Genomic DNA, 12,527 nt, shown 5'->3' with positions numbered 1-12,527 from the left:
GTTTTAATTTATTGAAAAGTAAAGCTTACTTCACACATTTAAAATTATTAAGCTTAATATGATTATCTCCAATTTCCATGAGTTCTTCATCATGGGTAACTATTAGGATGGTTTTCCCCTCTTTATGCATCTTCTGTAATAGGCTAACTACCAGCATCTTATTATCATGATCAAGACTTCCTGTAGGTTCATCTGCAAGAACCAGTTCACAAGGTTTAAGTAGAAGTCTTGCAATAGCTATCCTTTGCTGTTCTCCTCCTGAACACTTATATACCATTTTTTTCTCATAGCCTTGAAGTCCCACCTGCTTTAGAACATTTGATATGAGTTCTTCCTTATTCTTAGCCTTCACATTCTCCAGTGCAATCTTTAGATTATATTCCACTGTTTCATTATCCACCAAAGCAAAGTTTTGGAAAAGGTACCCTATCTTTTCCCTAAGAAGATGCTCTGCTTTCTTGGAAAATGGATGTACATTCTTTTCTTCAAATAGATAGATATTTCCCTTATCCTTGGTATCTAAAAGACCTATTATATTGAGAAGAGTAGACTTTCCAGATCCAGAAGTACCGCTGATGATAGTAAAACTATTTTTTTTAATTTCAAGGCTGAAATCCTTAAAAATCTCCACATCCTTGAAGGATTTGTTCATATTTTCTATACGTATTACATTTTCCATACTTTCTATTCCCCCTTAAGTACCATTGATACGGCATTTTTCTCAAACTTCTTAATTAGATAGACCATGAAGATTATTTCAATTGCCATGAACACTGCTACAAACAGTGCTGCTTCATTAAATGGAATCTTCAATATCCCCACAGCTGATAGAAGAAGTATAATATGGGGGCTCAGGTTAAAAATAACAAGTCCACTGTATCTAGACCAGAACCTGTGTCCTAAAAGATACTTTACAGATATCTCCTTCTTAATTTCCTCAAGGTGAAGATAGACACTTTGATATAGGAATACCAGCATGATGAAGACGTACAAAAGAATAATCCCTACAGTCTTACTAAAAGTTTTAGCATACATTTTCATATAATAATCATATATTCCACTATTATCAGTAATTCTATATTTATTCTCGTATCCCATTTCCTTTAGGGTTGCCTCAAGAGATTCAACATCTCTATAGCGTGCATATTGGTACATAGGCTGGGCATATCCTGGTAAAAAATCAGTAATAATGTATACCAAGGGATCATCACTAGTAGCCCTAGTTGCAGTGATGTCTGGGTTATAGAACGGCCTTTCAAAGGTAACATAAACCTTCTCAAATAATTCATTTTCATTTATCATTTTAATAGCTTCTTTATCCTTGTATTTTTCTGGTATAAAAATTGTATTAGTTGAAATCGAATCAACATTAATTATTTCTCCCTGTTCATTTTTAATTTTATAATCTCGTAGATATTCTTTATTTACATTGATAGATGGAACAAAATTCTCACTTTCATCTTCATTGGAAAATGTTATATTTGCTTTATTAGAAAAATCAAAATCAGTATAAGTACCCTTTTCCTTTTCCAAAACCTTAAAATAATCTTCGCTAATTTTTTCAATGTCTTCCATACTCGAGTTAAAAGATGTCTTGCTGGTTCCTGATACGGTATACCTATAGTTTTCTTTATCATAATACTTTAAATGATTATATAGATTCTCAGAAGCGATAATTCCTTTATTTACCTGTGAAATCATAGGTGAAATTATTATTGCCATGAGTATGATTTTCACCACCAGATTTAAGAATACTAATTTCATATTTACACTGCTTTTCTTCAAACTTACTAAGGATGAAACATACCTTATATAAAAATAAAGGATTCCCATAAGCAATGTTAGTCCTAGTATGAATAGTATAGAGGTAATATAGATTGGTTTTATAATATTGTATGACATAGGAGATATTTCTCCTACTAGTACAGCAAAGGTTATAATAACTGTCAAAGAAAAAACAATGATTTCCCTTGAAATATATCCCCCTATAACTCTTCTCATAATCTGATGATTCTTATTACCATTCATCTTTCTAATGCTGATTTCCTTGAGTTTCTTGTTTATAAAACTTGTCATAAGTATGATATTTACCACAACCAAAATAATAATTAGCTGAAGGTTTGTCCCTATAGCACTTTCAGATGACTTGCCTCTATCACTTTGAATAAAGGATTCATTAGTAAGAGAAAATTTATTCATTAAAGATTTTTTTAGAGCATTCATAGCATTTATATCTTCTTCATAAAATGAAACATACAATTGTATGTCTCCATCATCAATGACATTTTTCAATTGATGAAGTGGTCTGTAGGATTGAAGACTATATAATATTCCTGTGCTATAATAATCATCCAATAATTTTATCTTTATTGCATTGCTATCATTACTATCCATAGCATAATAGCGGTTTTCTTTTTTATCAGAAAAAGAAACCTTGCTATCCTCATCAGTATAGATAAAATTATCAACATCAAAGGTACTAGAATAGATAAAATGTTCTGCTACTTGTCTGTTAAGGTCGTCATTTTTTCCCCTTACAATATGGATTTCAGCATCATTCTCTTCTGCAAATTCTTGTAGACTGTCGATTAATTGAGGCATGGTCATATTATTATCCGCTACAGAAAGAGGCACATCTGTAACCTGCATATCCATATATTTTTTATTATGAAAATCTTTTATATTGAAATAGTATGTCTCATTGAATTCTGAATATATAGTTATAGTAATTAATAAGCCTAAAATTGCGGTAAAAATATAGCTTAGCTTTTTCATAATTTCTTAGACCTCTTTTCATTTTTAAGAGAGCTGCATATAACAGCTCTCTTCCTCTGATATATTAGTAAATTAATGCTTCAGTGTAATAATGAGTATGCTGACCAGTCGATGAGAACCCATAAAAGGTGTATGATGCCGAAGACTTTTTCGAAGTGGTTGTTCTGCTTACTGATAAACCGTAGACATTTCCATATTCTGGCACATAAATTCTAGCTTTACCAGAACCATCCATATTAGTTAATGTGTAATTAGTCATTGCTATGTTATTAACATCTCCAGCATACACTGTTCCATAAGCTGTACCTCTTGTACCATTCCCTACACTTGTCCAAGCAAAGACTGAGACTTGTGATACAACTAATACCCCCAATAACATTAAACCTATTTTCTTTTTCATAAAAATACCTCCTAGTAAATATTATACAAATAAACCATAATAAGATAACTTGTATTGTAACCACTGTATCAAAATGGGAAGTTAATGTCAATACATTTATGTAAAATTATGTTTACAATAACTTTTTATAGATATTATAACTTTTATGGAATCTAATATATCTAGCAGTTGATTTTATTAAGGGATTAAACTGAACTAATTCATCTAAAGACTCTGTTGTGCGCTGATGAAAGATTAATCTCAAATCAGAGAAGTTCTACGCTTTGAGGTAAAAGCTATTAGTAGAGCATTAAATATTTCTATATAATATTTATTAGAAGAATCGAGTAGGAGCTGAATAATTATTTTATTCAGCGACCTCTCACACCACCGTGCGTACCGTTCGGTACACGGCGGTTCAATAAGAATTGCCTAATCATAAATACTTTTCAGTCAATGTTATAAACCCTTGTTCTCTAAGGTATTTATTAGATAGTGTTCTTGCTAAAATAGGGCTATTGGATATTCTCCAGTAGCTTTTTCTTGTATTCGCATATTCCCAAGCCTTGTATTCATCAATACCAAGCTTTTTCAGATTATCATGTTTTGTTTTGATTTTCTTCCATTGTTTCCAATAACATAAACGAATTCTCCGTCTTAGCCACTCATCTAAGGTTTTAAGTGTACTTTTCATGTCAGCTAATTTAAAGTAGTTAACCCATCCAACTATAATTTGTCTTAATTTAATTGAACGAAGTTCCATGCTCATAGCATTACTTCTTCCTGTTACTTCTTTTAGTTTAGCTTTAAGCTTCTTAAGAGAGCTTTCATGTACTCTTATTCCCATTTCACCTTTCTTTGAATAGAATGTAAATCCTAAATATTTTAACTTCCACGGTCTATCGACCTTACTTTTGTCTTTATTGACTTTAAGTTTTAAATCCTCTTCTATAAACCTTGTTATACTTGCCATTACCCTGTTTGCTGCCTTTCTAGTTTTAACATAAATATTGCAGTCATCAGCATATCTACAGAAGTGTAATCCTCGCTTTTCTAATTCTTTATCTAGTTCATTCAACATGATATTACTAAGTAGTGGTGAAAGATTGCCACCTTGCGGTACGCCTTTTTCAGAAATATTAAAAATACCCTTATCCATTACTCCGGCTTGTAGATATTTTCTTATGAGGGATATTACCCTAATATCTTTTACTTCCTTATAAACCAGACCTATTAATTTATCATGATTAACAGTATCGAAGTATTTTTCTAAATCAATATCTACTGCCCATTTATATCCTTTATCCATGTACTCTTTGCATTTCAGAATTGCTTGATGTGCACTCCTATTTGGTCTAAATCCGTAACTGTTATTTGAGAATTTCTCTTCAAAAATTGGATTTAAAACTTGAGCGATAGCTTGTTGTATTACTCGGTCTACAGCTGTTGGTATTCCTAGTGGTCGTTTCTTTCCATCAGGTTTAGGTATTTCTACTCTCCTTACTGGATTAGGTTTATAACTACCTTCCGATAGTGATTGCCGAAGGCTGTCGCCATTTTCTTTTAGGTATTGTAGAAGTTCATCTACCTTCATACCATCAATTCCATGACTGCCTTTATTAGCTCTAACTCTCTTAAATGCTTGATTTAAGTTATTTCTGTCAATAATCCTTTCAAACAGCTCATCAGTGTATTTATTTTCGGTGTTCTGTTGCTTTTCTATCGTCAATGAAATGCTCGGCGCTCCTACATACTCTTCGAGTTCCACTCTATCCTTTTGTAGGTAGCCTTCAATATGAAGTTGTCTGCTGTTATCACATTTCTTTGTGTTATTCAAAGTTTCAAAACCTCCTATCGTTCAGTCCTTCACCGAAGGTTCATGACCCTTCTGCTACTATGACCTCTGCTGACTTCTTAGATTTCAGCTTTACATCACTGCAAAGGTTGTTATTTCAAAATTCATTTCTATAACGTTCATCTAAGACCTCCCCAGGTAAGAACGCAATCTTTCACTCCATCTATCTGCTACATTTACACCGTCTGTTTCGGATAGTTTTGGGCTTCAGCTTGTCTTGCAACCTTACCCACAGACATATGCCTTATATGTAGTTTCTGTTCGTCAGACCAGAGTTTTGCCGCCGACTTCCTTCAGATTCCATGTCACCATGGACACCCTTGTCTTAAGCTATGCACTTGGCACTATCTACCCGTGCTCGGGACTTTCACCCGTTAGATTGCGCCCATGCTGGGCGCACAAAAAATAAGCTTTGAATACCGATTTTAGTATTCAAAGCTTATTTTTATTAATTATAATATTTTTTGAACTCTACCAACTATTCCACCTTCAAGCATTACCTTAATACCTCTTGGATGTACTGAAGAATTAGTTAATAACCTTGTAACTGTTCCCTCTGTCAATTTTCCTGTGCGTTGATCTTCCTTCTTTACTACTAAGACCTTTGAGCCTATTTTTATATCTGCTCTTTTAGTTCCATCCATAGTTATTTCTCCTTATTTCTTGAATAGATCTCCAAGGGCTGCAAATGGATTATCATTAGCGGCTTCTTGTTCTGCTTCTTTTTTCATTTTCTTCATATAGTTATTAACATCCCTCTTATCAACTTTTCCACCTTTTTCGAATCTCTTATTAAATTGGGATGCCTTTTCTCTAAAGTTACAGTTTGCCCCTGGGCATACATAGATTTGACCTTCTCCGTGTCCTTTAAGGGTAAGTTTTTTCTTACATTCTGGACAACGAGCATTGGTAGTTTTACTAACACCTTCTCTGTGACCACATTCTCTATCTTGGCACACATTCATAACTCCAGTTTTAGTCTTAACCTCTAACATGTATTTTCCGCACTTAGGGCATTTTGCACCTGTGACATTTTCATGAACAAACTTATTACCATTGACTTTAACATCTTCAACTAGAGCTCTTGAATATCTTCTCATCTCTACAATGAAGTCCATGGCATCTTCCTTGCCTTTGCTAATATCTTCTAGCTGGCTTTCCCACTTAGCTGTTAAAAGTGGTGACTTAAGATCACTTGGAACTAATTCTATAAGTTGTTTTCCCTTAGAGGTTGGAACTATTTCCTTTCCTCTCTTTTCTATAGAAAATGAATTAAATAATTTTTCTATAATATCTGCTCTTGTAGCTACAGTACCTAATCCACCAGTTGCATTTAAGGTCTTTGCTGCATCCTTTGAAACATTAATATACTTATGTGGATTTTCCATAGCTGAAAGTAGTGTTCCCTCATTAAATCTTGCCGGTGGCTTAGTTTTACCTTTATTTATATCTACAGAGTTTATCTTTAATTTATCTCCAATATTAAGCTTTGGAAGTACTTGATCCTTTAATCCATCTTCTTCGTTAGAATCCTCCATGTCTTCTCTATCATATAGTGCTTTCCATCCCTTAGATTTTATAACTTTTCCTTTAGCTACGAACTTCTCTCCAGCTATTTCTGTCACTATATTAGTTTGTAAATATTCAAAAGGTGGCATCATAACACTTAAAAATCTCTTAACTACTAAATCATAAATATTTCTTTCCTCTGAACTTAAGTTAGACATATTAGGACTTTGCTCTGTAGGAATTATGGCATGGTGATCTGATACCTTACTATTATCTACAAAGCTCTTGCTTGGAGTAATTTTACCTTTTAGGATATTTGTAGCTGCTGCCCTATATGCTCCTATAGATATAGCTCTTAATCTCTCTGGAAGTGTAGCTACTATATCTGTAGTTATATATCTTGAATCCGTTCTTGGATAAGTTAATATCTTATGATTTTCATAAAGTCTTTGCATTATAGAAAGGGTCTGCTTTGCAGAATATCCCCAAATTTTGTTGGCATCTCTTTGAAGCTCTGTTAAATCATAAAGAGCAGGTGATGGCTTTTTCTTTAGGCTTTCAGTTATATCTATAATACTTGCTTCTTGACCTCTAACCTTAACTAGGGTTTTATTAGCTACTTCCTCATTAAAAGTGCTTTGATAATTATTCTTATCAACCCACTGTAGTGAAAATTCTTTAGCCTTGGCAGTAATTGTATAGTAATCCTTAGGAATAAAGTTTTTAATATCTTCTTCTCTTTGAACTATCATGGCTAAGGTTGGAGATTGAACTCTTCCTGCTGAAAGCTGAGCATTGTATTTACAAGTAAGGGCACGAGTTACATTAAGTCCTACAAGCCAATCTGCCTCTGCTCTACACACCGCTGCCTTATATAAATTATTATAATCTTTACCTGGTTTTAAATTTTTAAATCCGTCTAAAATTGCCTTATCAGTTTGAGAAGAAATCCATAATCTCTTTAGTGGTTTTTTTACTCCAGCCTTTTCTATTGTCCAACGTGCCACTAACTCTCCTTCTCTTCCCGCATCTGTTGCAATAACTATCTCATCTATATCATTTCTTAGCATTTGCTTTTTTATTTCATAAAACTGCTTTTGGGTCTTTTTTAAAACTGTGAGTTTCATATGCTTTGGAATCATTGGCAAAGTTTCCATGCTCCACTTTTTATATTTGGCATCATAGTCCTCAGGATCTTGTAGTCCCACTAAGTGACCTAGTGCCCAAGTTACCACATACTTACTTCCCTCTATGTATGCACCCTTACTCTGATTGCATTTTAAAACCTTAGCTAAGTCTCTACCTACTGAAGGTTTCTCTGCTAGTACTAATATTTTTCCCATCTTTTACTTCCTCTCTTATCTACAGTATCTATATAAAGTATTATTAACTTATTAAGCTAAATCTTATCTTTTGTATTATATCATACTTTACCTTAGGATAAAGAGATAAATGGTAAAAGAAGGCTATGAATCAAAGTCCATAGCCTTCTTTATATATTTATTAAACCTATCTTACATACATTCCACTTGGTTTTTCAGATAAATTAACCATAATATTCTTCATTTGAGTATAAGCATCTAGGACAGATTTATGAGTTTCTCTACCTATTCCTGAGTTCTTATATCCTCCAAAAGGTGCTCCAGCTGGGAAACTATTATAAGTATTTACCCATACACGTCCTGTTCTAATACCTCTAGCAACTTGTATAGCTTTATTAATGTCTCTAGTAAATACCCCTCCACCTAAACCGTATTCGCTATCATTTGCCATGGCAATTACTTCATCTATTGTCTTGAATTTAATAACAACTCCTACAGGTCCAAAGATTTCTTCTCTAGCAACTCTCATGTCATTAGTAACATCAACAAGTAGAGTTGGTTTCATGAAGTAACCTTTAGCAGCATCGCCTTCAGTGTATCTTTCTCCACCTGTAGCTACTTTAGCTCCCTCTTTCTTACCGATTTCTACATAGCTAAGAATTTTATTAAGTTGAGCCTCACTTACTTGTGCTCCCATTTGAGTATTATTATCTAATGGGTTACCCACCTTAACCTTTTCAAAAGCTTTAACTGCTTTTTCTATAAATTCATCATAAAAATCTTCTTGTACAAAAATTCTAGATCCCGCTGAGCAAACTTGTCCTTGATTAAAGAGAATTCCTAGTTGAAGTCCTTCTAAAGCTATATCTAAATCTGCATCTTTAAAGAATATATTAGCAGATTTCCCTCCAAGTTCTAGAGTTGCAGGAATGATATTTTCAGCTGCTGAAAGTCCAATTTTCCTACCTACTTCTGTTGATCCAGTGAAGGCTAATTTATTAAGGCCTTTATGATGTTGTAGATATTCTCCACTTTTTGAGCCTCTGCCTGTAACTATATTAATTACACCCTTTGGAACTATATTCTCTATTAATCTCATAAGCTCAAGTACACTTAATGAAGTTGTGCTTGATGGTTTAAATACTGAAACATCCCCTGCTGCCAATACTGGAGCAAGCTTCCATGCAGCCATTAAGAATGGGAAGTTCCAAGGTACTATTTGTCCTACAATCCCAATTGGTTCTCTTAATATTATGTTTAAAGTATTTTCATCAAGCATTGTTGAGCTACCCTCATCTGAACGAATAACTCCAGCAAAATATCTAAAATGATCTGCTGCAAGAGGTATATCAGCTCCTGTGGTTTCTCTAATTGGTTTTCCGTTATCCATAGTTTCAATAGTAGCTAAATACTCTGCATTGTCATCAATGACATCTGCAATTTTGTTTAACACATCTGCTCTTTCAGCAACTGTTGTTTTTCCCCAAGTTATGAAAGCTCTTTCAGCTGCTTTAACTGCATCATCTACATCTTTTTCTGTAGCATCTGCTATTTCAGCTAAGAATTCTCCAGTAGCAGGATTGTAAGTTTTCAATACGCCTCCATCAGAAGCCTCTCTCCATTGACCATCAATATATAGTTGATATTTTTCTTGTAATTTTATATTCATAGTAAATCCTCCTTGTACATTCTCATAATGTTTTATATTTTTTTAATCTGTTTTTTCTATCTCTTAATTTAACTTTATTATAATCACAAAATATCTTTCTAGGAAGTAGGCACTTTATTCTCATTAACTATACTTTTTGTGACATAGTATCATAAAAGATACTAATATATTCATAAATAATATTAGAAAATCTTATAATAATGTTAATAGTGGATTTGAAATTTAACATATATAAAATTCATGGTATAATGCAGAGTATGTTATAGACTTTTTTATATGTAGTTACTTTTTTATACTATAATATTATAAATATACTATTAGGACGGTGAATATAATGGATAAGAATTTGCTATGCATATTTCCTAGACATGAAGAATGTCATATGAGAAATCAATGAACTAAGTACTCTACGTGCCCCATGGTGGTGGTACAAAATCTTCTATCTGGTAAATGGAAATTATTAATTTTATGGTATTTAAGTTATGGTACCTTGAGATTTAGTGATATTAAAAAGAGGTTACCTAAGGTAACTCAAAAAATGCTAACTTCACAATTGAGAAGTTTAGAAGAAGATAAGCTTATATCTAGAAAAGTATACCCTGTAGTCCCACCTAAAGTTGAATATAGTTTAACTGAAGTTGGTAAAGAAATCATACCTATTCTAGAAATGATGCATTCCTTTGGAAGTGAATATTTAGATGCTGGTTTATTAAATACTGAAGAAAAGGATGAAGATAACACTGATTTAAATTAGTTAGATCTTTCTATTTAAACCTATGTAATAATTGAAGAAATACATATAAACAGATTTCTAAGTATCAGTATTTTTGATACTAAGAACTCGTTATCCAGGGACGTATCAGCTCTTTACTCCCACTTTGAAGAGATGGGAGTATTAGAGCTGGTAGTCATCGGATAAAAAGTGCCATTTCATATATACTCTAAGACTTATTAGAGTATAGTGTCTTATTTAAGATTTTCTGAATAAATTTTGTCTTTCTCTCGCAATAAGTATCAGCATCGTATCTATATTCTTTAGCTAGCTTTGTTTTCAATGCTGCATAATCCTCTCGTGCATCTCTATTTGTTCTAAGATGATTTCTTAATGCAATATGCTCTAAATATCCTTTACCATCTTTAGGACATACATATAAGTGATATGGCATAAATCTATTTTTCACATAACTAAAAGCCTCTCTATCTTCAATGCCTAAATTCCCTTCATGATGATATCCAGCTTCTTCTAACCTCTTCTTTATTTCAGGGAAATTATCATAACTATCCATAACCACATCTATATCGATGATAGGTTTTGCAGAGAGTCCTTCCACTGAAGTACTTCCAACATGTTCAATTGATAAAACCAAATCTCCAATATAAGAATTTAGCATGTCCCTAATTCTTTCAAATTCTAACTTCCATTTTTCATTATAAGGCTCAATAACAATAACTTTTGTTCTAATTGACATAGATTTATACCTCCTTTTTTCTATTCTAAATTAATTCTAAAACTTATCTTGTTCATACTTTTTCTCAAAACCCTTATATCTTATATAAGCCATTAATATGCCAAACAATGGACTAATAATTGCAAAAACAATTATCCTAGTCTTAAAAATTTCATTGCCTATAAAATTAAATGTTAAATCACCATCTATAAAAGGTACTAAAAATGTCCATATTAAAAAGAAGAATAATCCATCATAAAATATTCCAATTTTAAGCAGATAAGCAATTATACCTTTATTCTTTATCCTCTTCCACCTTTCTAATTTTTTTTCTTCTTTGCTCATTTTCACATCTCCAAACCTTTTAATATTTACTTTATATTATGATTTTTAAATATAGTGCTATATTAGTTTTTCTACCAAAACTTAGTTATGTTATTTAGGTAGTAATTCTCTGAAACCCGCATGAATAAAACAACTATTTAACTATTTAAATAGTTAAATATATACCAATATATCTATATAAATATTAATATCTTCATCTTAGCTCCCCATTGCATAGTTAAATATTACTTTGCCATTAGTTTAATAATAGAACCCTCTACTAATTTAAATCATTTAAAGATTTAATTATAGGGTACTTACTTTCAATATCATTCCTATCATATCTATCAATCAGAATTGGAATCATACCAAAATCTTCTGCCGCAATAAGATTTGATTCACTATCATCTATAAAAATTACTTCCTCTGGTTTTACTCCGATTTCTTCAATAGCTATTTTAAAAAGTACCTTTTCAGCTTTATAGGAGCCATAAATTGATGACATAACAAATGTAGAAAAATATTTTCTTAGACTCTTATTAATAAATACTCTTTCTAAGGATGGCCATGTATCTGAGACAACCCCTAAAATATATTTATCTTTTAATCTTTGTAGCCCAGGTTCCACATCATCAAAAAAATAAAATTTATCATCATTATATACATTATCACTTGCCAAAGAATTAATTATTTCCTCATTTATACTCGTATACTTTATTTCTTTTAGTACTATTTCATAAAACTCCTTGAACATCGCAAATTCATCTTCTTCTGTTTTTACTAATAATATTTTATTAATATGATCACAGGCTTTATTCATTGCTTCACTTAATTGTTCTTCTGTACATTGAAAGCTTGTGTCATTAATAATATTAAAGAAGTTAGGTGTAATAAACCAATATCCTGTCCTAGGTGCATTTAAAGTTCTTCCCGAATCAAATAAAATGGCTTTAATGTTGTTCATATTCATTATAAATTTCCTCCAAGCCCATCGTAAACATTTTCATTGTTTCTGTGTATAAATAATTACGATTCTAAATTAAATACTGTTGCTATCCTCATTGTTCAACTTTTTTAAAATAATATCTAGCTTTTCATCTATTTCTTTATTTCTATTAACAAAGTTTTTACACCATTTTATGCCTTTATATATAGCTATTAAAATTACAAATATCAAAATAACATTTATAATAGAAATTATTATTATTTTATTATTTACCTCCATCTATAGACTCCTTTCTTAATT

Annotated in this window: 12 protein-coding genes; 1 reads left to right on the top strand and 11 read right to left on the bottom strand. The window is 32.0% G+C overall.

Annotation, left to right across the window (positions count from 1 at the left end):
• Window positions 1-25: 25 nt before the first annotated feature.
• The 7 genes from B3J31_RS16770 to B3J31_RS16740 all read right to left on the bottom strand — a co-directional run bounded on the left by B3J31_RS16770 (window position 26) and on the right by B3J31_RS16740 (window position 9,509).
• Entirely contained in the window at window positions 26-679 is a 654-nt protein-coding gene (locus B3J31_RS16770; RefSeq protein ID WP_346867741.1) for a putative bacteriocin export ABC transporter, read from the bottom strand.
• 5 nt (window positions 680-684) lie between these two features.
• Window positions 685-2,775 carry a DUF1430 domain-containing protein gene (locus B3J31_RS16765; protein WP_346867742.1) on the bottom strand — a complete coding sequence of 697 codons (2,091 nt, stop codon included), beginning with the start codon at window positions 2,773-2,775 and terminating at the stop codon, window positions 685-687.
• A 64-nt stretch (window positions 2,776-2,839) separates the two neighbouring features.
• Window positions 2,840-3,148 carry a hypothetical protein gene (locus tag B3J31_RS16760; protein ID WP_346867743.1) on the bottom strand — a complete coding sequence of 103 codons (309 nt, stop codon included), beginning with the start codon at window positions 3,146-3,148 and terminating at the stop codon, window positions 2,840-2,842.
• Between the two features lie 442 nt (window positions 3,149-3,590).
• Window positions 3,591-4,991 carry a group II intron reverse transcriptase/maturase gene (gene ltrA / locus B3J31_RS16755; protein WP_346867744.1) on the bottom strand — a complete coding sequence of 467 codons (1,401 nt, stop codon included), beginning with the start codon at window positions 4,989-4,991 and terminating at the stop codon, window positions 3,591-3,593.
• Between the two features lie 470 nt (window positions 4,992-5,461).
• A complete protein-coding gene (locus B3J31_RS16750) occupies window positions 5,462-5,653 on the bottom strand; it encodes a YwbE family protein (RefSeq protein WP_346867745.1) in 192 nt (63 codons plus the stop codon).
• A gap of 12 nt (window positions 5,654-5,665) precedes the next feature.
• Window positions 5,666-7,861 (bottom strand): DNA topoisomerase III, encoded by a 2,196-nt coding sequence (locus B3J31_RS16745; RefSeq protein ID WP_346867746.1) that lies wholly within the window; start codon window positions 7,859-7,861, stop codon window positions 5,666-5,668.
• A gap of 166 nt (window positions 7,862-8,027) precedes the next feature.
• On the bottom strand, window positions 8,028-9,509 hold the full coding sequence (locus tag B3J31_RS16740; RefSeq protein ID WP_346867747.1) for an aldehyde dehydrogenase family protein: 1,482 nt from the start codon (window positions 9,507-9,509) through the stop codon (window positions 8,028-8,030).
• Between the two features lie 418 nt (window positions 9,510-9,927).
• On the opposite strand from B3J31_RS16740, the gene B3J31_RS16735 reads away from it, so the two are divergent.
• On the top strand, window positions 9,928-10,263 hold the full coding sequence (locus tag B3J31_RS16735; RefSeq protein WP_150842901.1) for a winged helix-turn-helix transcriptional regulator: 336 nt from the start codon (window positions 9,928-9,930) through the stop codon (window positions 10,261-10,263).
• Between the two features lie 187 nt (window positions 10,264-10,450).
• On the opposite strand, the gene B3J31_RS16730 is transcribed toward B3J31_RS16735, so the two are convergent.
• The 4 genes from B3J31_RS16730 to B3J31_RS16715 form a co-directional block, all read right to left on the bottom strand.
• Complete coding sequence (locus B3J31_RS16730) at window positions 10,451-10,978, bottom strand: GrpB family protein (protein WP_150842902.1); 528 nt, start codon at window positions 10,976-10,978, stop codon at window positions 10,451-10,453.
• Window positions 10,979-11,014: 36 nt separating this feature from the next.
• On the bottom strand, window positions 11,015-11,302 hold the full coding sequence (locus B3J31_RS16725; RefSeq protein ID WP_346867748.1) for a hypothetical protein: 288 nt from the start codon (window positions 11,300-11,302) through the stop codon (window positions 11,015-11,017).
• Between the two features lie 259 nt (window positions 11,303-11,561).
• Window positions 11,562-12,251, bottom strand: coding sequence for an HAD-IA family hydrolase (locus tag B3J31_RS16720; protein WP_346867749.1), 690 nt, complete (start codon window positions 12,249-12,251; stop codon window positions 11,562-11,564).
• 69 nt (window positions 12,252-12,320) lie between these two features.
• Window positions 12,321-12,506, bottom strand: a complete 186-nt coding sequence (locus B3J31_RS16715) for a hypothetical protein (protein WP_346867750.1) — start codon at window positions 12,504-12,506, stop codon at window positions 12,321-12,323.
• Window positions 12,507-12,527 lie beyond the last annotated feature (21 nt).

The organism is Clostridium sp. UBA5988 (genome assembly GCF_002435615.1).
GTDB lineage: Bacteria > Bacillota > Clostridia > Clostridiales > Clostridiaceae > Clostridium_J > Clostridium_J sulfidigenes.
This window is presented reverse-complemented; position numbering and strand designations above follow the sequence as displayed.